The following is a 25,871-nucleotide window of genomic DNA, read 5'->3' on the forward strand; positions in this document are numbered from 1 at the left end:
AGAGATCTTTTCGATGCGTACTTTGCTATCATTGCCTTCAAATGCTGTTGGCACCGCTTGGCATTATCGCCCCACATTAAGCACGGAGCAGCTTGTCTTATGGGCCGTTGTCATATTCAGTGTTTTTTACAATGTCCCTTTTTGGCAACAAGCCTTTGCTGGCTATGAACCTCTTGCCGTCCAGACGTGGCTAACCTTTGCCACTATGTTTTTGGTGATGACCTGTCTTAACTATTTAGCCTTTATTAGCATTGCTTTTCGAACACTGGTAAAGCCATTATTAACTTTACTTTTTCTGATTGCCGCTTTCGTCAGTTACTTTACTAGCTATTACGGCACCTATTTTGATACTTCAATGTTAGACAACGTGCTTCAAACGGATACTAACGAGGCACAGGAGCTTCTTACACCCGGATTACTGATTCATTTAATGCTCTTTTTCTGTTTGCCAACCATCATGATTTGGCGCGTTAAAATCACACAGTCAACTTGGAAGAAGGCAGTGTTGCGTCGCTTAGCTTATTGCCTTGCCAGCACTGCTATATTGCTGTTAGCAATTTTCTTATCTTACCAAGAAGTGTCGTCACTCATGCGCAACAATAAAGAGCTACGCTACTTGGTGACCCCAGGTAATTATATTGTTTCGATGGCGCAGGCCCTTTCGAGCCAACACGCTTCCGCGAATACGGTGCGTTCCCCGGTGGGTGAGGACGCCAGTATCAGTTCACAAGCGGGTGACAAACCCACACTGCTCGTCATCGTGGTGGGCGAAACGGTACGGGCGGCGAATTGGGGGTTAAATGGTTATGAACGCCAAACCACACCCAAACTTGCCCAGCAGCCTGACGTTATCAATTTTTCAGATGTTTCCTCATGCGGTACAAGCACAGCGGTCTCATTACCCTGCATGTTTTCATTACCAGGGCGTGCCGATTACGCTAAATCGTATGCTCAGCAATATGAATCCTTGCTGGACGTATTAGCCCACGCCGGGTTAGAGGTCACCTGGCTTGATAACCAGTCAGGCTGTAAAGGTGTCTGCGACGGAGTGACGACAAAAGCGCTATCGCCAGAAGAGTATGCCTCTTTGTGTCAAGATGGGCGATGCTTGGATGAAGCACTGGTTCAAGCCTTGACCAAGCAAATTAGCGGTACCTCAGCTGATCAGGTTGTTGTGCTGCATCAGCTAGGCAACCACGGCCCCAGCTATTACCAACGCTACCCTGATGACTACGAACGTTTTGTTCCCGCTTGCACCACCGCTGATTTAGCCAAGTGCTCAAGAGACGACATTACCAACAGCTACGACAATGCCATTCTGTATACCGACACTGTGTTGGATCAGGTGATTGAGATGTTAAAGCGTCAGGATGACTACGCAACTGCGATGATCTATCTCTCTGATCATGGTGAATCACTGGGTGAAAAAGGCCTATATTTGCACGGCATTCCCTATGCCATTGCTCCCGATGAACAGACCCATGTGCCTATGGTTTGGTGGCTTTCCAACTCATTTTCAAAGCAGCGAGGACTCGATACGGAGTGCTTACGCCAAGTCTCTGATCAAGCCGCTTCCCACGATAACTTATTTCACAGCGTGCTGGGGTTGCTTGGCGTAGCAACGGACGTATATCAGCAGGCAGAAGATATTAGCCAAACGTGCCGGAGCCTCGCCAATTAATGAATGCTTAAGTGATCGTTAAGTATTCCATGTCAAGCTGCTCTCCACTCTGCTCAACTATCCTGGTGTATGCACATGGTTTTATCGCATCTATTGGACTCCAACCAAGGTTTTTGGAGACGGCTACTACCCAAAAAAATGGCAACAGCAGGGGGCTTGGTAGACGGTGTCAATACCTCTATACATTCTGCTAAATGGCTTTCCTTTAGAGCCAGTGTTGTTTTAATTACTTTACTATCGACTCTGCTGTGGTTAACGGGAATAGAAAGAATCGAGATCATCATCGCCATATTAAGTGTAACGTCAAGTGGTATGTCACAGTTACTTGGACGTTATTATTCTATCAGTGTATTGAAAGTAGTTGAAAATGATTTGATAGATACGCTCGACGCATTAGGAGCTGCAGGAGTTGGAACCTTAATAATTTTATATCTATTGGATTAACACACTTAATGTACGCTATTGAAAAAAAATTCACTTATTAATGCAACTAGGCTAAAAGTAAAGACTGAGGAAACATGGCTAGCCTATGCTAAGTGTCTTATACAAGACGAACTATATTTTTAACGTTTTGACTTGTTTATCTAGCCGGAAATGATAATGTTGGGAGCCTTTTAATACCCGACGAATTTACTTAAGTATAGCAGTAATTTTGGGTGACTTGGTTTAGAGCGTCGGATTTTCAGCTAGAGACACCATGTCATGACATTTGCCACCATATTGATTTTGGCCTTTTCCATGTCGGCAGATGCCTTCGCTGCTTCCATCAGCAAAGGCGCTGAGCTACAAAAACCCTCGTTTCGGCACGCCATCAGCATTGGGCTGATATTTGGTACTATCGAGACCATAACACCCTTGCTGGGCTGGTTGGCCGGGGTAGCATCGCAGCGCTTTGTGCAGGCTTGGGATCACTGGGCTGCGTTCTCAATCTTATTGGTTATTGGTTTACATATGGTGTATTCGGGCCTATGCAAAGAAGACAAAATAGCCCAAGAAAAGCAAACACTGTGGTTATTGATATTAACGGCTATTGCTACGAGTATTGATGCCATGGCCGTTGGTGCAAGCCTTGCCTTTATTGATGCCAATATCATCGCTACCAGCTTAGCTATTGGTTTAGCCACTACTGTCATGGCATCAATTGGCACCTTATTGGGTCACCAATTTGGCAAATACGTTAGCCACTGGTCTGAGCTGATCGGTGGGATCGTTTTAATTGGTATTGGCCTGGGAGTGTTAGCCGAACATACTGCTTTTTTTAATTGATCTTTCCTGATCTGTGTCATCCAGAGACAGTGTTAAAGCAATATGCGTAGCAACCCTCTGGGAAAGAGGACTGTTCACGTAGCATAAACGCAGAATCGAACTACTGATGCTTTTCCTTGCAGGTCACCGGAACCGGAGCTTCGAGCTGAAGTGTAGATCATGCTCTTTCGTCTTTGTGCCCAGGATGCGGTATTACAGTAAGTGAAGGATGTTGTCAGCCAAAATGGTCATACAAACGTTTCTTGTGCCTTTTTGTCATGTCACGACGTCCATTTCGTGTGATGACAAATCGATTACAAAGATGTGTCGATGCCTGCCCCTCGGGTGATGGTGAGGATGGCGATGCGGTTCAGACCCCTCCCAGACCTCATGTTCATGCTGGTGATGGTCGTCATGGTAGTGCAGATGGGAGTGCTCCACAGGAGCATGGTCATGCTAGAGCGCCACCGGAACCCGTGACGGCCAGAGACGGGTCGCGAGCGCCTGTTCGCCCAGGCCCGGAGCGGACATAGACCACGGTGTTAACGATTTGCATGGCCCCGGCGACCGAAACCGCTATGTTCAGGGCAAGCATCCCTCACAGCCGGGGCGTTTTCAAGTAGATTCGCATGCCGTGGGAGACCTTGCGCCAGTCACTTAGCGCTTCGTCATCCGCAGTTTGGGGCGACAGCAGGACCACCGAGACGACCAGGAAGGCCAGACTATTGAGCAGGAACAGCACATCGAAGCTCATCACCATCAGCAGCGCGGCAGACGCGAGGCGTAGGCTTCGACCAGTGACGCGATGCCCACATAGGCCACCATCTTAGCCTGCCCGGCCACCAAGTCATGGGCCAGCAGCGCTAGGGCGACCGTCGTTAAACCGTTGCCGACGAGGGCGGTGACCTGGGCCAGGAACGAGTGACGATAGATACGATGAGCCAGCACCTGGAGCACGGGGCCCTCCTCGATGTGTTGCAGTCGGTTACAGGCGGCATGCTGGGATGAACGATTCACATAACTTTCTTCTGTTGCAAGCAAGCCATACTACCCCCTAGTATCTATACTACCTCCTGTACTGTTTCCTTCTCCACAGAGACGACCACATGCACACGATCAAAGACAAAGCGAAGCTGCTAACTCGTGTTCGACGCATTCAGGGGCAGGCAGCCGCACTGGAAAGGCAACTTGATAAGGAAGGGGATTGCACTGCCGTGCTGCAACAGACTGCCGCGATTCGCGGGGCGGTCAATGGGCTGATGGCAGCCATAATAGAGGGACACCTAACTGATCACATCGTCAGGGAGCCCGAATTGGAGCAGCGGCAACAAGATTTGGACGCGGTGCTACAGGTCATCAAGTCCTACCTCAAGTAGGAGAGAAAGAAGCCTGGCACACAGAATATTCAATATGGATGAGAGCAATGATCAAGGCCGCCACCCGCTCGAAGAAAAGGATCAAAGGCCCTGGCGCGGTACGACCATCACCTACGCCTGGGGTGATTTCTACCATGAAGCGATTACAGTTATGCGCTCCGGCTTCCTTGCTGTGTTTCAGCACTGAGGAACTGGCCGTGCTTCTTGTTGGTACGAGTACTGAGTAGAGAAAGTCCCTGATGACAACAGAACTAATCTCGAACGCTAAACAATGGGCTCGCACGATCAAACGGGATGTACACGCCGTCTGGCTTGCCGCTCGCGATCCACGTACCCCATGGTTTGCAGAGGTGTTGGCAATGATTGTCGCAGCCTATGCCGTCTCACCTATCGACTTGATCCCCGACTTCATCCCCGTACTCGGCTACGTGGACGACATCATCATTGTCCCACTCGGGATATTGTTGGTGGTGAAGCTTACACCACCAGAGGTCATGAACGAGCACCGAGCAACCGCTGACGCAGCCTCTGAACGCCCGGTAAGCCGCATAGCTGCTGGCGTGTTTATCGCTATCTGGTTCTTCTTCGCCACCTTCTTGGCAAGAATGCTCCTATGAATATATCCAATACGTAATGTGGCAGGTACAACCTGCCTTATATTAGCGCGGAAAAAACCTGTCGACCCAATGGCCTGATAGAGGGTAGGGGTGGCTCGCGGGAAGTCTCGTGGGCTAATAACGAAGGAGACATAAATGTCAGACCACGATCATAGCCATAGTGGCGGCAAGACCTTGTTGTTCGCACTGGTCTTCACTACAGGTTTTGCAGCTGTCGAAGTGTTCGGTGGCCTGATAGCTGATTCGCTTGCCCTGTTGTCGGACGCAGGCCACATGCTAACCGATTCATTGTCGCTAGGGATTGGTGCCTTCGCTGCTTGGCTGGCCAAGAAGCCAGCATCGCGTCAGCACTCCTTTGGACTCAAGCGTGCTGAAATCCTCGGCGCTCTGTTTAACGTGCTGTTTATGTTCGGGGTGATCGTATTCATCGCTTACGAGGCGATCCGCCGCATGGCAGATACACCCGCCGTTGCCGGAGGCATGGTTTTGGCGATAGGCGGGCTCGGTTTGCTGGTGAATATCGTAGTGGCTTGGGTGCTGATGCGTGGAGAGCAAACTATAAACGTCCGCGGAGCGCTTCTGCACGTAATGGGAGACTTATTGGGCTCGGTAGCTGCGCTGGTTGCTGGGGCGGTCATTTATCTGGACGGGCCGCCCATTGCGGATCCGATCCTGTCTCTTTTCGTCAGCCTATTGATACTGGTGTCCGCCATTCGGCTACTGCGTGAGGTGACGCATGTCTTGATGGAAGGCGTGCCAAAAGGAATTGATGCGCATGAAGTCGGCTGCGCTCTAGTCCGGGTCGACGGTGTCTGCGCTATCCATGACATGCATATTTGGAGCCTGTCATCAAACAGCCAGGCTCTAGTGGCACATATCGATGTGGAAGCGATGGAGCGATGGGAAGAGATACTGCCGCAGCTGCAAACGATATTGCGGGAGCGCTTCGATATTGCGCACAGCACCCTACAACCCGAAGATGCCGCTATCCGCCATGTTTGTGATGCCGATCCTTATTGTGGGGCTGGTAAGGTGAATTAGGAGACAACCGGCAGAAGGTCCCGCCGAGGCTGCACGTAGCAGCATCAATAACTATAGCGCCACTTGATACCCATTATCTCTATCTGGGAATGTACGCCCCCCTTGGGGAGTCCTGCTCCTGAGCCGCTCAGGAGCGTCCGTATCAACACTTTTGGCAACGCCAAGTGCTTTCCAACGTGCGGCTTGCATTGTTTCAGAGAAACGGTCACAAGGGCGCGCTCTATATAAACTCAACATAGAGATTGTCGCAGCAATTATTGTTTAGTCGCAGCAATTGTTGAAAATGACACCAGCGCCTTGCTAATGACGTTGTTGGGCAGGGGGGATATTGCACAGTCAGCCCCTAGAAACAGCCCTGCCTGGCGGCTGAGGCTGAGGGGGAACGTTGCACAGCAGCAATTAAAGATGTGAGAAATGCTTTGTTCAGCGTGAAGAGAAAGACCCCTCAAAAGAGAGGGGTCTAGGAAAAGCTCATCAGAACATTTCGAGCTTTGGAATGTTATCAGCGGCGGTATCGATCCCTTCAAGAAGCTCGATGCCGCGAGCCAGTGCATTCTGAGCCAGCTCAAAAGCACTAGCGTTAAGACGGGCATTATTATCGTCCCTATTGACCTCAACCCCACTTCTTGCGAATTCAACATCGCTCAAAAGCACGGGTTGGCTACCTATCTTTACTTCGACCTTGGCGGACAGCATACCGAAGAACCACTTATGCTCAGCAAAAGCTTCCTTATCGGAATCTGAGTACCTATCGAAGAAGTCCGGGGTCACCACTGGATCATTGTCGAGCATCAGTGTGACGGTTAAGTGGCCATTCGTACCTGTAACGGTGTCACCACAGATTGCAAAGCCGTCAAATTTATTAAGTTCCATGATCGTTCCTCTCTCTCATTCCTGCTGAATTGCAGGTCTCAAGAAGAGATAGGGACTCCACTGACACAACTGGTGAGGCTCTGTGCAGCGCAATGAAAAAGGCCCCTCGATCTTGAGGGGCCTTCAGGATGAAATAAAATCTCGTTAAGCCTCAATGAAACTACAGGTTCTCTCGAAACCCTAAGGCTTTAAGTTTCTTAATAAACTTTTCTGGAGTTATCTCTTTGCCATCCAGTTCAGCCAGTAAATTCAGCACATCTTGCATAGAGTACAGGGCTTTCCAATCATCCTGATAAACATGCAATAAAGGGGAGTGATTACCCCACTGAATGCAGAACTCCCCGGCTGTCCCACCATCGATATGGTACAACCCGATATAAATCTGCTCAGTGGCCCCTGCTGGGAGGCTCATCCCATCCATACTGCTGTTGAGCATGTAACCCTTGAAGCAGCCCTCGAACTCTTTCATACGGTCTCCTTAGTCATTCCTGCCCGTTGCAGGACTCATCATTGGTAGGGCGCAGAGTGACCCTTGGAGGCCTTGAGTGCTAGATGGCCGCAACCAGTCGATAGGCTACAGTATAAAACATGGACGTTTCACGCAGCCGCCCGGTCGAGCATTGACCGAACGTGCGGATTCGCATCCCTACCATCACCTTCGACTCCCTGGGCAGGTCGATTGAGTGAGGCGCCAGCCCATAGAGCCACAGCAGCAGACCGGCTCACCCCGGCAGTGCAGTGAATGACCAGCTTCACCGGCCTGCGATCGCTGGACCACTGGCGAATCCACCCAGAAATTCTCTGTGCATCCTCGAGCGTCATGGGTTCTTCGCAGCCGAAGCCTTCACCGGGAACGACATCATCAAACTGCATTAAGAGAACATCATCCCCCCCCTTTGCCAAGCGAGTTGAACGCTCGTCAAGCCCTCGAATGGACAGGACTACAGTATCGGCGCTTGCTTGCCGGCGCTCGATGTCACGTCGACTTGTATATTCGATGCTAGTGATCATTGGTTATCTCATTCCGGTTGGTTAGGGCATGGAGGGCTTGCTCGCGAACTCGTCCTGCGAGGTGAATCCTCATCGCATACTCGACGGCCGCGGAGCGAGATCGCTTTCGTGAAGCCAGGCGATTGATGTGCTGCTGGGTATCGATCACCAGGGCTTGTGCGGCAGCGACATATCGCAACAGGGTTTCGCGTTGGGGGTACTTAGGATGGGAGCAATCCCATGACAGGCGAATACAAGCCTCGCCAATGACGGACGACCGAGAAAAAGGATTATCCAGATAGTGTGTCACCAGCGTCTCGCCGGCCTGATCCACCTGCTCAACACGTTGCTGCATGCGATCCCCCCTATTGTCCCCAGGCTCATGAATGGCTGGTTATAGGGAGTTAGGGATGGCAATGACACAGAATGAGAAAGCCCCAACTAGCGAACTAGAAGGGGCTTGAAGGTAAAAACCTTGAATCTGATCAGCTGAAAGCTGCAGATTTGCTGTGCAAGACAGCTTTACCTGGAGCGAAATGCCACAGGGATTCCTCAAGGAGGTTATTATCAGGACTGCTGACGTAAGCGCCCTTGCGTGATAGCCGAAAAGCCCGCGGGCCTTGTCGAAACAACCTGACAATCAACCTTAGAGGTCATCGTGATTAGCAATTTCCGTTTCCCATACCGTTCAATGAACGGCCTCGCCAATAAGATAGGGACATGGGTGACATCTGGGAAGTTAATATCGGAAAAAATAATCCCCAACCGACAATCTCGCTCAGTTGAGGGAAGGCTGGATAGGCAGGATTTGGCGGCCATGATCTTATTTCGAGCTGCCGTTAGTAGAATCAATTTCACAGGCGGTGAGCGCCCGAAGGTATCGCTTCAATGTCTCGCGATCGGTAATCGCAGTGCCCACCATGGCGCGGCCCCAGCGGCGCCCGCCTGAGTAAAATGTCTATTTCAGCACTTCTCCTTTATCTATCTTGTCTAGGCAGCATTACTGATAAGCTAGGTAGCTTGGGGGTTGGTTGAAATCGATTGTGACATCCCTGTCCGGTAGCTCCTCGCACTGACCGACAAGCTGGCGACCGCTTTCTCCCGGTAAGTCGATGCGAACGTCAATGTGTCCTATCTGTCTTCTGCATCGCATCTGCTCTCGAACGACCGAGAAGGGGGCCACCCATTGGCCATGAGGGTTTCGTCGAAGTTTCATCCAATAATATTCGATAGGCTTCATCCTGACGCCTTTCGGTACTGAGTTAACCCCGAAGCACAATAATCTATTCAATAGAAAATTCACGTTGTCGAGACGACGACGATTCAGCCCGTTGTTGATGATCCCTTCCCCGATGAGTTGTGATAACGCGATTAAGGCTCTAAGCGTAGCTTCATCTAGCGGTGGAAGAGGCATACCGTCTCTACCATAGCCCGATAAGGTGAGGGGGGTTTCCACAAACTGAGCTTGTCGATGAATCAGGCTATGGCGATACTCTATTGTAGACACGTAACAAGTCAGCATTCCTTCCCAGGTGCAGGTTTCCTCGGTTAGGATCACGCCATTCAGCGTACCGCTCATTGCGAGACGAGCCTTTTCCTTAATTGGCCAGAGCTTAGCTTCCCGCTGAGGTTTTATACCTTGTTCCGCCAGCGCAAGCTCGATCGTAAGATCAAGCACCTTCCAGGCTGCTCCAAACGCCAATGGCAAGAAAGCTGCACGTAGGCTGTCCTCTCGATTGGCTTGAATGTGGCTCGCCCCGTTCTGTATAACGTTTTTTCCTCCATCAATTAGGGGACGTATATCGATGTAGCTTCCAGATGTCTGGGCTGTCAGAGGTAAATACCGGTCAAGAGCAAAACGTTCAAAGGCAGTCTCTGCCTCGTACTCATTAATGTTAGTGATCATTGGTAGGGCCTATTACAAGCTACTGTTTAAACTTAAATCAGCTGGATGTGGCACCTAACTCACTTAGATTGGCAACAGTTTGGCGATTCAGACAGTCAGTCTTGCCCAGCTACCCTCCATTTCAACAGGGACTTCGATCCAAGTGAGGCGCAAACGACCGGCTACTTTCGCCAAGGCCTCGTATTCTGCAACTCCCAGGCAGCGTAACATCGTACCTTTCCCTGGATAATAAGGTGTTTCAGGATACTCTCTGAAAATTAGCTTCGGGTTGTATTCAGTTCCAGTACGGTCGTGTTTCCCACTGAAAGGGAATCCCTATTGACTGAGGTGTGATGCCGGCTTTTGAGAGCGTCGCAACTGGCAATGTTCTCATAACTGTCTTGAAGCGATCCTGCCAAGTTGTTGATGGATCGATCGCTTTCAAAAGTGCTTGGAGCGCGACGGTCCGGGAAAAGAAAAATCCTTGATCAGGGTTGCCTGGAAACTCGGAGTGGATAGCATTCGCGCTTTGAGGGCTGTCAGCGCCGACATTATTATTCCAGACCCTGCTATGGTGGGCACAATTATTACGCAGCATGGTTGTGCTTTTGAGCCACGACACAATGACCTTTTCATCGTAGCCAAACTGTGTAGCCACTCGCCTCCGATGTTCGCGATCAAGACTGGCAAGCAACCGCGACATTTGGCCAATGCTTAACTCCTCCAAGATTGTCCAGATCGGCGGATAAGGCGGCGTATGGTAAGTGTGGTAATAGTGCTTAATGGGGTTGGTAAGTCTCAATCCAAGACGTTCTTCATGAAATTGCGGTGCGCTTCCATGTCCTTGAAATGTTTGGTTTTGAGATAGAAGTGGGGGCCGCAGTCTTTGTCATTGGCCATAGCGTTAACTATGGCGGATCTGAACGCGACTTCTACTTGTTCAATAGCGTCAAGGAGCACTAGCCGAAGACTACGATCGAACTCGTAAAGCGCAAGAATATCGTCAAACCTTACACCCGGATAAAAACGTTTTTGATCATCCTGCAGCGGCCGCGTATAAATGAGCAGCTGGTAATACCCGACAAACTGAAGGACATTAAGTGCTTGTGATTGCTGACCTTTGGTGATGAGGCCCTTGGCGCGAAGATGACGAAGGTGGGCGTAAGAGGATTTTGCGGGTTTTGTGAAGTTTAGTTGTGGTTGCAGTTGTGGCCCCATACATTCTTTTACCACTAAAAAAACTAACCCCCTGGTGCGCAGTCAGGACGAATCCTGTGAGGCGTGGGGGTTATTCTTATCTTAAATAGTAGGCTTCTACTGTTCTCGTGTCAATCTAGACTGTTTCCTATCTTGAATGGGTACCCGTCCCAGGGGGAACCTTGGCTGATACAAGTCCACTTGCAGTAGTAGACTTCTACTGTGCCCATGCCAATCTAAGCTGTTTCTTATCCGTAATGGGTGCTCGGCCCAGGATGAACCTTGGCCAGGACTAGCCTACTTGCAGTTGTACGTTTTGTCTGAGGAGTAAAAGGCAGCTATAGGGGGAATGTTGCACCGGAATCCAACGTATAGCCTGTATAAAATTCATCGAATTTCACATGTTTGGTTGGAAGTACTTTACCTATACACCAAGATGAATATAGAAAAGCGACTGGACATTATCTTAGTAAACTTTATAAGCATCCACAGGGGGAAGCATGATTCTCGACGCTATCGATGGCTGGGACGATTACCCACGACGCATTTTTGACCGTGAAGCAACTATACGAGGTATTGCCGAATGGATTGATGCCGAAAGCAGTGTCATGCCTTACGCGGTCTTGCATTGTGATGGCGTTAGTTTTCGCGTGGCTGTGCGCGATTATGAAGAGCAAGATTTAATCTTGGCGGCCGATGAGTACGGGCATCGTTCAGCAGCAGGGGCTTTGGGCGCTTTCGGCGAGCTGATTGACACGGCAAAACGTCGAATGGAAGGAAAAGAGTCCTGGCCAGAAGGCCCGGCGCTAGATGAAATTAGGCTCTACCAGAAAGAGCGTGAAGTCGAAAAGCTCAACACTATGGCCACGTTATTTATCCAGCGCGAACCCCATATCGTCAATGAAATAGAATACGGCGCTCAGCCGGGCCAACTCGATCTGGACGCTGCATCGCTGCCAGAATGCTTGTGGGATGAATTTGAAGCAGAAGGAGAGGCGTTTAAGCTCGTCTTAGAGGAAGAAATTTACCACCGCGTGAATAAGAAGTAACACGCTGCGAAGAATTGCCAGCCGGGTTTCTCTACATCCAGATGGCATGACACAACATCAAACACCAAAAGTCCGGCCCTATACGACGTTTTTTTAACCTGTTAAAAGAATATAGATAACACCTATGTCGACGGGTGTCGAAATGCAGGCCTAGTGGTTTAATAGGAGTAGGGCTTTTAGCGAAGCTGCTGGTTAATTCTAGTCAGACAAAAAACCGATGAGGTAGCACCGTGATTGAGTGCGAAGGCATGAAGGATGATGAGACGCCATGCGCGCGAGAAGCAGTTCACAATATACCAGCTGTGGTGTTCGGCCAGGAACGCCAATTATTGCTTTGTAATGACTGCGTGCCAAAATATGTAGAGGAAGAAGACGACCTCTAATTAGGTGCTATTACCTGCTACGTTCGCATGAATGGGTAAGCAGATTTTTCATAATGGCCAATATTTAAACCTTGATACCCGGCAATAAGCCGGGTTTTTGCGTCTCAATTAGCGAGGCTAATTGGATACAAAAAACCCAACGTCGCGGTACGTTGGGTTTTTCCGAATTAATATCTTACTAATTCAAACAGCTGCAAATCTTTCAATATGGTTCTGTTCTTTATGCTCGGCGTGCCATAGCTCATAGTTTGCCTGCATCGTTAGCCAGTGCTTGGCATTGCCAATTCCGCCATGCTCTAACTTAACGGCCAAATCGGGGGAAATAGCGGCATGCTCATGTAATACGCGTGAAACTGCTGCACGAGACATGCCTAACTTTTTGGAAAATTCAGTGACGTTCAGCCCCAGCGCTGGCACGATCCGACGGCGCAATAAGCTACCTGGGTGCGGCGGGTTCATCATGGTCATGTTTCAGTTCTCTCTCTCTACACAAATTGTGTATCGCATATTTGAGGTGTTGCATTCATGGCTACGTCTGCGAGGCCATCTTTCTCGGTGGCCCTTGATAACCGTACCGAGCCGGTTATCAAGGAACGCCGGGGTTAGTGGTAGTCTAAATAGTCAACAAGGTGTACATCTTCCCCATCAAACGTAAATATCACTACCCAATTACCGTTTACATGCACCGAAAAAAAGCCTTTTCTATCACCCTTCAAACTATGAAAATCAAATCCTGGCAAATTCATATCGTTTGGCTTAGTGGCTGCGTCCAGTGCAGCAAGTATGTCTCTTAAATCGTCTACATGGTTTGGTTGTACTCCTTGGGATTCTCCCTTCTCATAAAGACGTTTAAGCCCTTTGTGTTTGATCTTCTTTATCATCGCATTGCTTTGCTCCCTTGTTGTGAAACGCCCTCGAAGTGTAGCGCGTAACGCTACACGCGTCAATGACAGCTGAGGTAGAAACTGCTTAAAGGTGGCATGGCTGACAGTACAGGAGCAGTTGTTCCGCCAACTAGATTGGCCCCGATTGAGGTGAAAAAACGGGTGTGCTCATTAACGTGCTTCTCTCTCATTCCTGCAGTAGAACAGGTTTTAAGAGGGGGGGTGCTGTAAAGGGTCGACCTCTAGGCGATCTCCAGCGGCTATACCATGCTCATTGAAGTAGCCAGCGTTTACCTCCAGGGCCATCCAGAAGCGCGTGCCAGCTGGATAACGCGGACAGGCTTCTTTTTCTCTCGTGCAGGGGGCCATGCTGGTGATCGACTGGATCTCTCCGTCATGGTCGAGGAAGGCAATATCAAGCGGTATACGAGTTTGGTACATCCAGAAAGCATGATCGGTTGTCTGCTCCTCATCATAGACGAAGAGCATGCCAGCATCGGGAGCCATTGAGTCACGCTCCATTAGGCCATTGCGACGCTGGCGCGAGGTAGATGCCACCTCAAGCATGAGCGAATATCGGCCTTCCTTAGCGTGCAAAACACCAGAGGAAAATGCAGTGGCCTGTCGAAGAATCATCCCCGTGATTAGAGCAGTGCCAATCAAGAAAAGCGCCAAAATGCGGATACTTTTTCGGGTCGTGGGCCGATCGAATCTCACAAGCCTTTGTTGACGCCGTGACATTATCACCTGGGCTCCAGAATAAAATCAGAATATCACTCCAAGATAGAGCCGAGGGTGACCGTAACGTTTAGGCTTTGGGGGGACATATTATGCTGGCAACCACATTACTGATCCGCTGGCTGCGCCATGCTTGCTGGGCCAGCCCAGCAGTCGTGCAGCACGCTATTGAATTTTCGCACTTAGCAGCCCAGGTAACGCTCCCAGCCGCTAGCACCAGCGAACTCGGCATCATCCAATGGCACCGATGGCCGCTTTGCTTAGGGGGTGATATTGCCTACTGGCGACCAGGGCGAACGGGGCTGCAATGTCAGCGCCTGCCTTATCCAGCGGCCGCTGGACTCACAACGACCACCTACGATGATAACTTCAGCTGCTCGATCAGAGGCATCATCTCCCTGGCGTCTGGAAAAGGCGATCTCGTCGGCTACGCCACTCTCGACTCCTGTGCTATCGGCGAATGTCGCGAATTGGTTCACAACAATCGTGCCAGCATCGAACCTTTGCTCAACTGGCATGAACTCCGCTTCCATGGCGGCGCTGGCACTGAAGAATCAATGGAAGGTTTCAGCTGGCGGCCCTGGGGATACCATCTAAACAACCAGGGTGGCGCCCATCACTTCGCTGCAGCTTGTCTGATTGCTGGCTTCTTCGATCCTGAGCTGCGCATAAAAGCTCCCTTGACCAGGCATGAACTGAACACCGAGGTCGCCCACGTTATTCTCAGCGCCTTCGACATCTTTTGCGAGCCAGAGCACCACACAATGAACGAAGCGTTTATGAAGCGGATGGAGGCTGCGCAGATCCCATTCGCCATCTGTTCAGCACCCCCGCCGCGGCAGGATGGCCATCACCTTTTACTGTTGTCCTGTGAGAACAGCAAAGCCATGGGCGTAGCCGATATATTCCGAGCTTATGGCTTGCTCGATGTCGGCGACCTCTTACGCAAGCAGGCGAAACAACAATAGAAAAAAACTGGGCACATCCATTGGACAGGGCTGACATCAGCTGGTGTTATTGCGGCAGCGCGTAGAACCACCAGGCTGTTAGCGGGCTTTGAAAGTACAGTGATTAGCAACGCATATAAGGAGAATGAACTTGGCAAAGATTAAACACGACGCAGAGGCGTTTCACGCCGAGATAGCTATGCGCGTTTACGATGAATCTGTGACCGACGCTATTGACGTTATCACTCGTGATGGTGAGCCAGAAACCCTGCTGGCAGTGGTGCGAAGCCTTGTTGATTTTAACGTGTATTACAGCAATCAGAAAAACTATAAGACGTACCAACACGCCTATGCTGCTATCGGTGCTGCAATTGATAAGGCGAACACAGAGCATCAGCCACTAAACAAACACTGGAATAAATGAATCTTAATAGGGAAATAATATTTATCACTTTGCCTAGGTATAGAAAAAGCCCCTGCCAGCCAGTGGAAGGGGCTTAGAATAGATCCTCTTCGTCACACTTCAGTGCTACCGAAAGTGGATGCTACCAACGTTGTGATGATCGCATTAGCTCTTTCTACGCTAGGGATGGAAGAGCTCAATCAACAACACACGGCGAATATTAAGCCCGCCTTATTCACGAGGGCGCTGATTGAGCGGTCTGAAGGTACTGGCTGTTGGCATTGCTTATCAGGATTCGCATCTTCAGCGCGAGTGGCTGTTGAGTAATGCCAGAACGCAGCCCTTTTCCTACTTACTTATAGCTCTTTGGAATCAATGGCGGCCGTCCAAGCAGCCGTGATCGCCGACCGCCGCTCCGGTCGCTCGCTTTCTGATGCTGTGGTGGTCTCGCAGGAGCGTCAGCTCAGTGCGGTCAGCTTCGGCAGCCCCTTAAGCAAGGTCGGCCACCACTTGTCGGCAGCGGCTCCGAGATGAACCGTGATTCGCCGAGCGTGCAGCCTCAGCGTGGCGGCGACCTTCAGCACCTGCTCGCGCATCCGGCTGAGGCTCCAGCCTTGCCGGGTCTGCCGCTCCAGCAGGCAGCGCAGGCCATGCAGGACCTGGTAGGCGTAGAGGCTGAGCAGCAGGCTCACCTCGTTGCGGGCCATCACGTCCTGAACGGTGGAGGCGCCACGATCGGTCGACGAGAGGTGCACGTCCAGCGCCGACTTCACCTCGCCCATGTGCGCCTCGGCGCTGCCGCGCTTGCGGTAGAGCGCCAGGACCTTCTCCGGCGGCCAGTCGAACTTGCCGAGGTTGGTGACCAGGAAGAAGGCATGCAGCAGCAGGTCATCGGGGCGTTCCTGCACCACCAGCACCACGCGACGCGGTGCCGACCAAGAGCCCGCTTGATACTCCAGATCGTGGCACCACTCGCGAGGCTGCTCGGGTGGCCGGCCGGGTGGCCGCTTCAGGTGCGGTGCCGCCAGCTTCTGCAGGCCGGAGTGACTGCGCAGTCGGCCCAGGTACTCGATGTCGCGCTCTTCCAGGGCCTCCAGCGTCGCGTTGTCGGTGAAACCGGCGTCGATGCGCACCCGAACCTGGGCGCCGGTGCTCTCGTTGAGTCGCTTCACCAGGTGCGGGATCCAAGTGTCGGCGTTCTCGGCCGGGCCGGCGTTGCCCTCGCGCAGCAGCCCACCCACCATGTCGCCGGTCTCGGCCAGCGAGGCGACCAGCGGCGAGTAGATGCGGGCCCCGTAAAGGCCATGATAGGCCGACCCGCCCTGGTGGCCATGCACCTTGATCGGCAGGCCGTCGATGTCCAGCGTCAGCTGCTTGGGACGTTCACCGTTCTGCAGCGAGGTCAGGCGCCAGACCACCAGCCGCAGCAGGCCTTCGTGCACGGCATCGATATTGTCGTTACGACCGAGGCAGCTCAGCAGCCGCGACAGCGTGGCTTGAGACGGCCGGTCCTGGGCCAGGGGCGTTGTCCCGCGCGCATCGCTGCAGGCCAGCTGCCAGAGCGGATCACGGCGCAGCGTGTCGGTATCGCTGAGGTCGATCCAGCCCATCGCACGCTGCAGCACCAGGGTACGCAACTGGCTGGCCAGCGAATGAAGGATGCGCAGCGGGTGGCGTCGATCGACCAGATTGTCTTCCAGCGCCTCAATCACGCCGCTGTTGTCGAGGGCCTCACGCAACAGCAGAGCGCCGCTGTCGCTGGTAGTGCGCTGGCCGCTCAGCTCAACACGGACAGAGCCGTTGCATGAGGGCGTCCAGGTGGATAGGCTTTCACCCATAGCGGATGGCTCTCTTGGTTCAGATTCTTGCCGGAACGTTCTGATTTCTCAAGAGAATACCATCCGCTATCTTCGTTTTCAGGTCGGCCTCATGAATAAGGCGGGTTAAGGGCTTGACGGTAGCCAAGCCGTTGTTCTCCAAAGGGCTGACAAAACGCGCTGCCTTGTCTTTATCGATATTCACGACGAATGAAGTGTCAGTTCTTCATAAACACTGTTGATATTGTCGTCTTCTTTATTACTCGGTTCCGGCTTGGGATACAGGGGTTCGATAAGCCCGTTGGATAATGCTAGTAAATCGCTAAGCTGTTCGTAATCGAAGCTAACGCCATCTGCATTGCGTTGCTCAAGGCGTGTAATGGCATCTGATATAGCGGTCATGCTGTGCTCTTCTTCCCCTAGTGGCGGAATTGCTTGAATAAGCGGCTGCCCATTCTGCCAACCGATTTTAATAGGCTGATTGATGATATTGACTTGGGTGCCGGGAGGGATGCGGTCAAATATAGATTCGATGTCTTTGGGTAACATGCGGATACAGCCTCGGCTTGCGCGCATGCCAATGCCATCTGGCTGGTTGGTACCGTGAATCAAATAGCCATCGAAGCCTAAAATAATGGCGTGGTCTCCCAGCGGGTTATCGGGGCCGGGCGGCACAACGCTTGGTGCGGTTTCGCCGCGTGCTTCAGCTTCACGTTTTACCGACTCAGGCGGGTACCATGCGGGGTTTTTAATGTTCATGGTGGTCTCGGTCACGCCTAGAGGAGTATCAAACCCTTCGCGACCGATGCCGATAGGATAGGTCTCAACGCGCGGTGTCTCACCGGTTTTGACATCTGGGTAGTAGTAAAGCCGCAGCTCGGCGATATTGATGACGACACCAGTACGCTCGACATTCGGCAGGATGAAGCGTCCTGGAATGGTTACTTCAGTACCCACTCCGGGCACCCAAATACTGACCTCTGGGTTAGCACGTACAATCTCCTGGTAGCCAAGGTTGTGACGTCTGGCAATATCAATCAGAGTATCCTCGTAATCCTTCACAATGAAGGTGTCAGCCTCTCCGATAATATTGCCTTCCTCAGGTAGCGGGTAATGCCCCTTGGGCCATTCCGTCTCCTGGGCAGTGGAAGGTTGTGCCGCCATGGCGACAGGGACCCATGCCAGAGACGAAACCATCACACTCACGATGAAGCCGATCTGCATTGGCCATGGGAGGAGTCTCTTAAGTATTGCTGCGTTCTTTGCCAAGAGCATCGCTAGGTTCCTTTTTCATCTAATGCGTCGTTTTTTGATCGAGATAAGTTTAGTTGTAATCCGAGCAGCGTCAGCAAGGCAGCGAGTATCCAAGCGGGGCCACTACCGGTGCGTGTGAAAGGAGTTAGGCCCTGCATCGGGGTCACCTCGCCAGTTAAACTGGCCGGTTCAAACTGTGGGGCACGGGCTGTGACGTGGCCTTGTGAATCGATGATGGCCGTCACGCCATTACTGGTAGCTCGAAGTAGGTGACGACCATTTTCTAAGGCACGTAGACGCGCCATTTGAAGATGTTGGTGTGGGCCAATGGAACGCCCAAACCACGTATCGTTGGAAACCGTTAATAGCAGCTCGGCATTACGCGCCTGTTGGGCGACATGGTCGGCGAAAATGATCTCGTAACAGATGGCAGTGCCAATGGTAGTGCCAGCCACGTGTAACGGAGCCTGTCCGTCTGACCCTGGGGTCAGGCGGGGTGCTGGCAAGTCGAAAAAAGCAAGGGTGTCAGCGAGGAGGCTTTGGAATGGCAAATACTCGCCAAAGGGTACTAAGTGCGCTTTCTGGTATTCGCCTTGCACATCATTTAGCCCTATGACGCTGTTATAAGAGCGCCCTTCACTGTCGCGTTGCAAAATGCCGGTCAACAAGGAGGTGTTAGGCCCCAGGTCGGACGCTACTTGCTCCAGTATTCGCTGTGCTTCCTGCTCAAGCATGGGAAGGGCTGCCTCGGGCCAAACGATGAGATCGATGTCCCTTGCTTGCTCTTGTGTCATCGTTGTGTAGATATTGACCGCCTCGCGCTGCCCTTGGGCAGTCCACTTAATGCGCTGGTCAAGATTCCCTTGCAGCAATGCCACCCGGATGGGCTTGCCAGCAGGGGTTGTCCATTGGGCGGGCAATAGGAATGGAACGATCCACAAGGCGGCCATTGGGACAAGGAAAACCCAGCGGCGACGCAGAACCTCTACCCCTAACGTACCTGTCAGCGCGGTCATGAGTGACAGCAAGTACACACCACCAACGGGCGCCCATGGGGCTAGTGGAGAATCAATCTGAGAGGTGCCGAGCAATAACCAGGGAAAGCCGGTGAGCAACCAAGTGCGTAGCCATTCGCTCACCACCCACATACCGGCAAAGCTAAGAAAGGCGAACCGTGGCCCCGTGATGCGTCGATAGAGCCCAAAGGGGATTGCAAAGAAGAGCGCCAGGACGCTGACAAAAAGAGTGGTGAGGAACATCGCCACCAAGGCCCCGGTGCCACCGAAGTCGTGAATAGCAACGAAGACCCACGATGTGCCAGAACCGAACAGGCCTACCCCATAGCACCACCCACGCAGGGTGGCCATGGCAGGCGTTAGCGACGCTATCTTCCAATAGACCAGTGCCACGGCCACTGGGCCAAGCCACCATAGGGAAAAGGGGGCGGCACTCAAGGTGGTCAGCACCCCAGCGGCTAGCGCTACAACGCAATCGACTGTTGGTGAGAGTCGCCCAGCCACAAACGTATATTTTTTTTCTTGATCGACTGAGTCCATACCGTTACTCAGAGCGCTTAAAAGCAGGACTTTCACGCCATAACGCCACTGCGAACATCAATACACCGGCAAATAGCGCGATATCGGCCATGTTAAAGGCGGGCCAATGCCATTCGCTCCAGTAAACGTCCAGATAGTCGACGACGTACCCACGCGCTAACCGATCAACGGTATTGCCGAGTGCGCCGCCAAGAATCAGACTGTACGCACAGGCTTCCAAGCGCGGCAGGGGTTTGCATAGCTGCACGAGCAATACGACGACCACCACCAACGCTAAACCAAGAAAGAGGTAGCGCTGCCAACCACCTGCCTCCGCGAGAAAGCTAAAAGCGGCTCCTGTATTACCGGTGTATACCCAGTTAAAAAACGGCGTTAGCGGAATGACTTGGCCAAACGACATCTGGGCATGCACGATTTCTTTGACCAGTTGATCGGCTAGAGCCAACACGCAAGCAAATGTGAACCATGGCCAACGTCGTGAAGGGCTGTCGTGTTGCGCTGTTCTCATGACGTTGTTTTTCCTTGTGACAGGCCTGTCAATGCGGTACTGGGCGAAAAGCGATAACCCAGCAGTCGCATGGCGTTCAACGTCACCAGGACGGTAGCACCGGTATCGGCCATCACCGCAATCCACATACCGGTAATACCCAGCGCTGTGGTGACCAGGAAAATGGCTTTTAAGCCAAGGGCGAGAACAACGTTGGTTTTCACATTGCGTAGCGTGGCACGAGAGAGGTCTATCAGCTCAGCGATGCCGGTAACGCGGTTCTTGAGCAAGGCTGCATCGGCGGTTTCCAACGCCACATCCGTGCCGCCACCCATCGCGATACCCACATCGGCTGCCGCGAGTGCCGGTGCATCGTTGATGCCATCGCCTACTTTACCGATGGGGCCACGACCTGTCGCTTGCCAGTCTCGAACATACGCTGCCTTGTCTTCAGGCATTAGTTCGCCGTACGCTTCAATGCCTAAGCGACCCCCAGTGGCAGCGACGGTGCGGGCATTATCACCGCTGAGCATGACCGCCTGTACGCCTAAACGGGATAGCGCCGCTAGGCCTTCAAGGGCATCTTCGCGTGGCTCATCGCGAACAGCGATCAAGCCCAACAAACGCTCGCCTTCGACGAGGAGAGCGAGGCTCTTACCGGCTTCTTCTAACGCGATAATCCGAGCACTGAGACTTTCCTCCAGGATGACTTTCTCGTGAAGGTGACGAGGCGTCATTAAGCTCAGCTCGCGACCCTCCACCTGGCCTGAGACACCGCGCCCCGCCAAAGCACGACTGCCGGTGACGGTGGGGAGGTTTAGGCCCGATTGTCGGGCATGCTCAACGATAGCCGTGGCGATAGGGTGACTGGAATCTCGCTCTATCGCGGCGGCGAGCCGCAATACGCTGTTATCGTCTTCCTCAGCGATCCAAGACTCCACATCTGTGACTCTTGGAGTACCCGCAGTGAGGGTGCCCGTTTTATCTAATGCCACCAAGCGAAGCTTACCTAACTGTTCAAGAACGGCTCCCCCTTTGATCAATAGGCCGCGCCGAGCGCCCGCCGAGAGGCCTGCGGCGATGGCGGCTGGGGTGGAAATGACTAACGCGCAGGGGCATGCGATTAACAGCAATGCTAACGCACGGTAAATCGACTCCGACCATGCCATGGTCGATACCAGCGGTGGCACTATCGCCATCAGGAGGGCGAGTAAGACGACGGCGGGCATATAGTAATACGCAAAACGATCAATAAAGCGTGCTATCGGTGCCTTGGCGGCCTGTGCTTCTTCAACCAGGCGAATAACGCGTGCGATCGTATTGTCATCAGCGCCTCGTGTTACCTCCACCTCCAGGGCGGCATCAAGATTCACTGTGCCAGCAAAAATGTCATCACCAGGCGCTCGCGAACGGGGTATGGACTCGCCGTTTACCGGCGACTCGTCAATGTCGGAGGTGCCCACCAGGATGCGTCCATCGCAGGGAACGCGATCACCGGGCCGCACCAGCACACGCTGGCCGGGTTTAAGTGACTCCGCCGAGACGTCACGCAGATGGCCATTGTCCATCAGCCTCGCCGTTGAGGGTGCTAAATTTGCCAAGGCTGAGATACTGCGGCGCGCCCGTGAAGCAGCTACCCCTTCGAGTAGCTCACCTACGGCGAACAAGAACACGACCATCGCAGCTTCAGCGGCAGCATTGATGGCCAATGCGCCAAGCGCAGCGATGCACATCAGCATCTCGATGGTAAAGGGGTTGCGCATTTTGAGGGCGCCCCAGGCACTCTGCGCAATGGGCATTAAGCCGACCAGCGTGGCCAGAATGAACGGCACATTACCCAGCGCAGGCCATGCTAAACGAAGCGCGAAGGCTACGATCAGCAGATTTCCTGTGATAATGACCAAGCGCCCTTTAGCGGTTTGCCACCAAGGGGATGAAGAACCAGATGCGCGTGTTTGGCCATCAGGGGAAGTCACTTGATAGCCTAGTTCGTTCAGAATGCCCTCAATGGTCTTTCGCGAGGGGGCCCCGTGATCATGGTGATGAATCTTCACCGATCCCGTGACCGAGCTTGCCGTGACTTCCTCAATGCCGTCCAGCCGCTCTAGCGCCGACACGACCTTGCGCTCACAACCGCCGCAGTCCATGCCTTCAACACGCAGCGTCAAAAAGGTAGTCGCTGTCGCCTGCGTTGATGTTTTCATGGTGCCTCTTCTCTCAATGGGCTATGGTTTTGAAGTGTAAACCTTGTAGCAACTATAGCTTCAAGCCCTACGTAAGGAGTTTTACCATGTCGATGATGGGGCAAAGTATCAGCATTGGTGAGTTAGCACGACGAGCCGATTGCAAACCTGAAACGGTTCGTTATTACGAGCGTATTGGGCTGCTGCGCGATGCAACACGAACCGGCGGAGGGCAGCGCCGCTATGGAGACGACGCTGTGCGGCGTTTGACCTTCATTCGTCATGCCCGAGACTTTGGCTTTTCGGTGGAGTCAGTGCGAGAGCTTTTGGCCATGTCAGATCAGCCTGATATGCCTTGCCAAGAAGTCGATGCCATCGCCACGCATCACCTAAAGAAAGTGGAGTCCCGCCTTCAACGACTGTCCATACTGCGTGAGGAGCTTCAACGGATGGTCACGCAGTGTGCCGGTGGTAAAGTGGAAAGCTGCCGAATCATTGAGGTCATCAGTGATCATCAGCTCTGTATCACTGAAAAATCGCACGGAGGGGCTCACGACTTAGGTTAGCACTAACGCTACGCCCCACGCCCAATGGTTAGCCCAGCGAAACATCCAAAAACAGCATGAGTACCAATCCGATAGAGAGGCCCAGCGTGGCCTTTTTTTGGTGCCCGCTTCGATGAGTTTCGGGAATAATCTCATGACTGATCACATACAACATCGCCCCCGCTGCAAAGGCCAACCCCCAGGGCAGTAGCGCTTGTGACATGCTGATGACTCCAGCGCCTAATAAGCCACCCAACGGCTCAACAAGCCCCGTAAGGGCGGCAATCGTCCATGACCGCCAACGTGAATAGCCCACGCCTAGCAGTGATACTGCTACGGCCAGTCCTTCTGGGGCATTCTGAAGTCCAATGCCAATCGCTAGTGGAATGCCTCCTTCGCTTCCCCCTGCGCCGAAGGCCACGCCAACGGCCAGCCCTTCTGGCAGGTTGTGTATCGTAATGGCAATAATAAACAACCAGATACGACGTAGTGAGGCAGCCTCTGGCCCTTCTCGCCCCTGTTCGAAGTGCTCATGAGGTAAGAGTTCGTTCAGTAGTGCGACCATTCCAATCCCTAGCAAGATGGCCGCACAGGCAATGGCAGCAGGTACCACGCTACCTCCGTAACGCAGCTCCGAGGCTTCTAAGGAGGGTATGATCAGTGAGAAGAAAGAGGCCGCTAGCATGACGCCAGCGGCGAACCCCAACGCTAAATCGCGAACACCACGATTCGGTCTTTTGGTAAACAAGACAGGAAGCGCCCCGACAGCCGTCATCAAGCCCGCGGCAAGGCTTCCCAATACCCCCATGGTGACGAGAGAAACCTCTTCCATACCGATTACCTGTCTTGTGGTAGATGAGTGATCACAGCGCTAGGGTTCCATAACGAGGCAAGCACACGTTCACGTTACTAACAATCCATGCAACGTTGCTAAGCACGGGTGGTTACGGCTCGTTAAACGAGATCAAGTCATAAATGGACGCCGTGCCGATAGCTTGTTCCAAGCGATCTCTTGCCTCGTAAAGTGACGCTTGATATTCACCTTGAGTCGGCTGCTCACCCAACATGATGCGTTGACCTTGACCAAGGGGATCAACAGGCTGGTTATTGACTCTCACTTCGTAATGCAGGTTGGGGCCCGTGGCGACCCCGGAGGAACCTACCTCTCCGAGCGACTCTCCCGCATTGACTAAATCCCCAACCACTAGCTGTGGGGAGAATCGGCTAAGGTGTGTGTAGCGACTAATGGCCCCTGTGTCGTGCTCCACCTCGATCACCTGCCCATATCCCCCTTGGCGACCCATAAAGAATACGCGCCCAGGTGCGGTGGCAATGACCGGCGTTCCTGTCGGCGCAGCCAAGTCAATTCCATTATGAGGACGCATCCCTCCATACACAGGATGTCGCCGATTCCCAAAGCGAGACGTTAAGCGGGCACTAAGCACGGGCAACCGCAACGTGCCTAGCAGGGTGTCGCTTTTGAAAAGAGCTACGTCCCCCTTTTGGGTGACCGGCCATATGACCTCCAAGGGCTCTGCCTGATCAGGCAGAGCGGCATAACTGAGGCGTGGTGGCCCAACACGGGCGCCGTCCTGGCGTCGATCTTCCTCCCACACTAATTGAATACGTTCACTGCCAGAAAACTCCAGCGGCGCTGCGATAAACTCGCTGAGCAGTGTTTCCAGTTTAGTGGCGAAACGCGTTGGGACACCTTCTGCTGCCAAGGCCTCGTAGAGGGTGGTATCAATGACGACATCACGCCCAAAGGTTAGGGTATCAACGCTATCGAGCGGTAATGTGCCTTCTTGCTCGCTAGCCGCCTGTAACTTGACAGGGCTAAGTTCAGACGGAGGCAATGACAGATGCGTTTGCCAATTGGCTTCGGCTAGCAAGGGGTAAAAGCCCACCAAGCCTAGTAACCACCAGCGCTGCATCACTGGCCATCCTCTTCCCCAGAGATCTCCGCTACTTCACTCTCGACGGCATCAATCAGCTCTTGCATACCAAAGGGGTCTAAAGGCTCGCCATTGACAAAAAAGGTAGGTGTTTGGCGAATCTGATTGGCTCTGACATCCGCCATGTCTTGGTCAATCACCGCCTGCACCTCAGCAGAAGTCAGTTGCTCTTCGGCAGCCGCTAAATCAAGGCCTCCTTGGCTCGCGATATCGAGGATAGCGGATTCATCAAAACTGCCATGTGAAGCCCATTGATCCTGGCGAGCCAGCAGCCTCTCCAGTACCGGTTCAAAGACGCCCTGACGACGAGCAACTTCTAATACCCGAATGGCCTTGTCCGATACGTCGCCGTGGAAAGGAGTGTAGCGCACGATGAGCCGCACTTTTTCTGGGTAGGTTTCCAGAATACTTTTTGTCAGGGGATAGAAAGCACGGCAGGCTTCGCAAGCCGGATCGAAGAATTCCACAATCGTCACCGGCGCGTCTTCTCGTCCCAAGAAGGGGGAGTGTGAACGCACCAAGGAGTCCTCGGCCTGGACACCGCTCTCTTTTGCTGCCTGAGCTTGCATGTCTAAGAGGGCAGGCTTCGATACGGCGACGATCGCAGCGGTCAGCATTAACGTACCGGCCAATATAAAAGACGCTTTTTTGAACATGTTTCTCTCTCTGTCTCAACGATGGGGTGGAAAAGTAGGGTTGAAAAATAAGCCAATCGCTATGGGAGTAAGCTGCTCGCTATCTACCTGAGCTGGGAGCCGGCCTCGG

Annotated in this window: 31 protein-coding genes; 11 read left to right on the forward strand and 20 right to left on the reverse strand. The window is 52.7% G+C overall.

Annotation, left to right across the window (positions count from 1 at the left end):
• Window positions 1-13: 13 nt before the first annotated feature.
• The 3 genes from KO116_RS21720 to KO116_RS21725 all read left to right on the forward strand — a co-directional run bounded on the left by KO116_RS21720 (window position 14) and on the right by KO116_RS21725 (window position 2,947).
• Complete coding sequence (locus KO116_RS21720; RefSeq protein ID WP_035561795.1) at window positions 14-1,681, forward strand: phosphoethanolamine transferase; 1,668 nt, start codon at window positions 14-16, stop codon at window positions 1,679-1,681.
• A gap of 75 nt (window positions 1,682-1,756) precedes the next feature.
• Entirely contained in the window at window positions 1,757-2,125 is a 369-nt protein-coding gene (locus KO116_RS25205) for a hypothetical protein (protein WP_144408646.1), read from the forward strand.
• A gap of 258 nt (window positions 2,126-2,383) precedes the next feature.
• Window positions 2,384-2,947 carry a manganese efflux pump MntP gene (locus KO116_RS21725; protein ID WP_035561792.1) on the forward strand — a complete coding sequence of 188 codons (564 nt, stop codon included), beginning with the start codon at window positions 2,384-2,386 and terminating at the stop codon, window positions 2,945-2,947.
• A 577-nt stretch (window positions 2,948-3,524) separates the two neighbouring features.
• On the opposite strand, the gene KO116_RS25965 is transcribed toward KO116_RS21725, so the two are convergent.
• Window positions 3,525-3,680 carry a hypothetical protein gene (locus KO116_RS25965; RefSeq protein WP_235272583.1) on the reverse strand — a complete coding sequence of 52 codons (156 nt, stop codon included), beginning with the start codon at window positions 3,678-3,680 and terminating at the stop codon, window positions 3,525-3,527.
• Window positions 3,681-3,685: 5 nt separating this feature from the next.
• Window positions 3,686-3,943 carry a hypothetical protein gene (locus KO116_RS25970; RefSeq protein ID WP_235272584.1) on the reverse strand — a complete coding sequence of 86 codons (258 nt, stop codon included), beginning with the start codon at window positions 3,941-3,943 and terminating at the stop codon, window positions 3,686-3,688.
• 89 nt (window positions 3,944-4,032) lie between these two features.
• Here KO116_RS25970 and KO116_RS21735 point away from each other — a divergent pair, with 89 nt between their 5' ends.
• From KO116_RS21735 to KO116_RS21745, 4 genes are all read left to right on the forward strand, one after another.
• On the forward strand, window positions 4,033-4,302 hold the full coding sequence (locus KO116_RS21735; RefSeq protein ID WP_035561786.1) for a metal/formaldehyde-sensitive transcriptional repressor: 270 nt from the start codon (window positions 4,033-4,035) through the stop codon (window positions 4,300-4,302).
• Between the two features lie 34 nt (window positions 4,303-4,336).
• Window positions 4,337-4,489, forward strand: a complete 153-nt coding sequence (locus KO116_RS25360) for a hypothetical protein (protein ID WP_157738124.1) — start codon at window positions 4,337-4,339, stop codon at window positions 4,487-4,489.
• Window positions 4,490-4,541: 52 nt separating this feature from the next.
• Window positions 4,542-4,919 carry a YkvA family protein gene (locus KO116_RS21740; protein ID WP_035561783.1) on the forward strand — a complete coding sequence of 126 codons (378 nt, stop codon included), beginning with the start codon at window positions 4,542-4,544 and terminating at the stop codon, window positions 4,917-4,919.
• Between the two features lie 135 nt (window positions 4,920-5,054).
• The gene (locus tag KO116_RS21745) at window positions 5,055-5,960 is read left to right on the forward strand and encodes a cation diffusion facilitator family transporter (protein WP_045812307.1); all 906 of its coding nucleotides are present in this window, start codon (window positions 5,055-5,057) and stop codon (window positions 5,958-5,960) included.
• A 474-nt stretch (window positions 5,961-6,434) separates the two neighbouring features.
• Here the strand turns inward: KO116_RS21745 and KO116_RS21750 are convergent, their stop codons facing one another.
• From KO116_RS21750 to KO116_RS26125, 7 genes are all read right to left on the reverse strand, one after another.
• On the reverse strand, window positions 6,435-6,833 hold the full coding sequence (locus KO116_RS21750) for a hypothetical protein (RefSeq protein ID WP_035561780.1): 399 nt from the start codon (window positions 6,831-6,833) through the stop codon (window positions 6,435-6,437).
• 160 nt (window positions 6,834-6,993) lie between these two features.
• Entirely contained in the window at window positions 6,994-7,302 is a 309-nt protein-coding gene (locus KO116_RS21755; RefSeq protein WP_035561777.1) for a hypothetical protein, read from the reverse strand.
• Between the two features lie 128 nt (window positions 7,303-7,430).
• The gene (locus tag KO116_RS21760; RefSeq protein WP_035561774.1) at window positions 7,431-7,844 is read right to left on the reverse strand and encodes a hypothetical protein; all 414 of its coding nucleotides are present in this window, start codon (window positions 7,842-7,844) and stop codon (window positions 7,431-7,433) included.
• Window positions 7,834-8,178 carry a hypothetical protein gene (locus KO116_RS21765; RefSeq protein WP_035561771.1) on the reverse strand — a complete coding sequence of 115 codons (345 nt, stop codon included), beginning with the start codon at window positions 8,176-8,178 and terminating at the stop codon, window positions 7,834-7,836. The genes KO116_RS21760 and KO116_RS21765 overlap by 11 nt, the downstream gene beginning before the upstream one ends.
• A 645-nt stretch (window positions 8,179-8,823) precedes the next feature.
• A complete protein-coding gene (locus KO116_RS21770; RefSeq protein WP_035561768.1) occupies window positions 8,824-9,729 on the reverse strand; it encodes a hypothetical protein in 906 nt (301 codons plus the stop codon).
• A gap of 274 nt (window positions 9,730-10,003) precedes the next feature.
• Window positions 10,004-10,510, reverse strand: a complete 507-nt coding sequence (locus KO116_RS26120; protein WP_206604591.1) for an Abi family protein — start codon at window positions 10,508-10,510, stop codon at window positions 10,004-10,006.
• The gene (locus KO116_RS26125; RefSeq protein WP_052703835.1) at window positions 10,507-10,926 is read right to left on the reverse strand and encodes an Abi family protein; all 420 of its coding nucleotides are present in this window, start codon (window positions 10,924-10,926) and stop codon (window positions 10,507-10,509) included. Before KO116_RS26125 ends, KO116_RS26120 begins: the two co-directional genes overlap by 4 nt.
• Before the next feature lie 479 nt (window positions 10,927-11,405).
• On the opposite strand from KO116_RS26125, the gene KO116_RS21780 reads away from it, so the two are divergent.
• Window positions 11,406-11,954, forward strand: a complete 549-nt coding sequence (locus KO116_RS21780) for a hypothetical protein (RefSeq protein WP_035561765.1) — start codon at window positions 11,406-11,408, stop codon at window positions 11,952-11,954.
• 566 nt (window positions 11,955-12,520) lie between these two features.
• On the opposite strand, the gene KO116_RS21785 is transcribed toward KO116_RS21780, so the two are convergent.
• The 3 genes from KO116_RS21785 to KO116_RS21795 form a co-directional block, all read right to left on the reverse strand.
• Window positions 12,521-12,799, reverse strand: coding sequence for a HigA family addiction module antitoxin (locus KO116_RS21785; RefSeq protein WP_035561890.1), 279 nt, complete (start codon window positions 12,797-12,799; stop codon window positions 12,521-12,523).
• Between the two features lie 140 nt (window positions 12,800-12,939).
• Window positions 12,940-13,218: a type II toxin-antitoxin system RelE/ParE family toxin gene (locus KO116_RS21790; protein WP_035561763.1), complete on the reverse strand. Its 279-nt coding sequence runs from the start codon at window positions 13,216-13,218 to the stop codon at window positions 12,940-12,942.
• 213 nt (window positions 13,219-13,431) lie between these two features.
• Window positions 13,432-13,788, reverse strand: a complete 357-nt coding sequence (locus KO116_RS21795; RefSeq protein ID WP_052703836.1) for a DUF192 domain-containing protein — start codon at window positions 13,786-13,788, stop codon at window positions 13,432-13,434.
• 263 nt (window positions 13,789-14,051) lie between these two features.
• Here KO116_RS21795 and KO116_RS21800 point away from each other — a divergent pair, with 263 nt between their 5' ends.
• The gene (locus tag KO116_RS21800; RefSeq protein ID WP_035561761.1) at window positions 14,052-14,927 is read left to right on the forward strand and encodes a DUF6685 family protein; all 876 of its coding nucleotides are present in this window, start codon (window positions 14,052-14,054) and stop codon (window positions 14,925-14,927) included.
• Between the two features lie 130 nt (window positions 14,928-15,057).
• On the forward strand, window positions 15,058-15,330 hold the full coding sequence (locus KO116_RS21805; protein ID WP_144408647.1) for a hypothetical protein: 273 nt from the start codon (window positions 15,058-15,060) through the stop codon (window positions 15,328-15,330).
• A 437-nt stretch (window positions 15,331-15,767) separates the two neighbouring features.
• On the opposite strand, the gene KO116_RS21810 is transcribed toward KO116_RS21805, so the two are convergent.
• The 5 genes from KO116_RS21810 to KO116_RS21830 form a co-directional block, all read right to left on the reverse strand.
• Entirely contained in the window at window positions 15,768-17,147 is a 1,380-nt protein-coding gene (locus tag KO116_RS21810) for an IS1380 family transposase (protein ID WP_035564251.1), read from the reverse strand.
• 180 nt (window positions 17,148-17,327) lie between these two features.
• Window positions 17,328-18,350 (reverse strand): L,D-transpeptidase family protein, encoded by a 1,023-nt coding sequence (locus tag KO116_RS21815; protein WP_035556063.1) that lies wholly within the window; start codon window positions 18,348-18,350, stop codon window positions 17,328-17,330.
• A gap of 53 nt (window positions 18,351-18,403) precedes the next feature.
• The gene (gene lnt / locus KO116_RS21820; protein ID WP_035556060.1) at window positions 18,404-19,936 is read right to left on the reverse strand and encodes an apolipoprotein N-acyltransferase; all 1,533 of its coding nucleotides are present in this window, start codon (window positions 19,934-19,936) and stop codon (window positions 18,404-18,406) included.
• 4 nt (window positions 19,937-19,940) lie between these two features.
• Entirely contained in the window at window positions 19,941-20,444 is a 504-nt protein-coding gene (lspA, locus tag KO116_RS21825; protein WP_035556057.1) for a signal peptidase II, read from the reverse strand.
• The gene (locus KO116_RS21830) at window positions 20,441-22,627 is read right to left on the reverse strand and encodes a heavy metal translocating P-type ATPase (RefSeq protein ID WP_035556055.1); all 2,187 of its coding nucleotides are present in this window, start codon (window positions 22,625-22,627) and stop codon (window positions 20,441-20,443) included. The genes lspA and KO116_RS21830 overlap by 4 nt, the downstream gene beginning before the upstream one ends.
• An 86-nt stretch (window positions 22,628-22,713) precedes the next feature.
• On the opposite strand from KO116_RS21830, the gene KO116_RS21835 reads away from it, so the two are divergent.
• Window positions 22,714-23,172 (forward strand): MerR family transcriptional regulator, encoded by a 459-nt coding sequence (locus KO116_RS21835; RefSeq protein WP_082051477.1) that lies wholly within the window; start codon window positions 22,714-22,716, stop codon window positions 23,170-23,172.
• Window positions 23,173-23,200: 28 nt separating this feature from the next.
• On the opposite strand, the gene KO116_RS21840 is transcribed toward KO116_RS21835, so the two are convergent.
• The 3 genes from KO116_RS21840 to KO116_RS21850 all read right to left on the reverse strand — a co-directional run bounded on the left by KO116_RS21840 (window position 23,201) and on the right by KO116_RS21850 (window position 25,762).
• Complete coding sequence (locus KO116_RS21840; RefSeq protein ID WP_035556053.1) at window positions 23,201-23,983, reverse strand: ZIP family metal transporter; 783 nt, start codon at window positions 23,981-23,983, stop codon at window positions 23,201-23,203.
• A 112-nt stretch (window positions 23,984-24,095) separates the two neighbouring features.
• Window positions 24,096-25,085, reverse strand: a complete 990-nt coding sequence (locus tag KO116_RS21845) for a M23 family metallopeptidase (RefSeq protein WP_022521291.1) — start codon at window positions 25,083-25,085, stop codon at window positions 24,096-24,098.
• Window positions 25,085-25,762: a DsbA family protein gene (locus KO116_RS21850; protein WP_035556050.1), complete on the reverse strand. Its 678-nt coding sequence runs from the start codon at window positions 25,760-25,762 to the stop codon at window positions 25,085-25,087. Before KO116_RS21850 ends, KO116_RS21845 begins: the two co-directional genes overlap by 1 nt.
• Window positions 25,763-25,871 lie beyond the last annotated feature (109 nt).

Source organism: Halomonas sp. KO116 (assembly GCF_000734975.2).
In the GTDB taxonomy this organism is placed as follows: Bacteria; Pseudomonadota; Gammaproteobacteria; order Pseudomonadales; family Halomonadaceae; genus Vreelandella; species Vreelandella glaciei.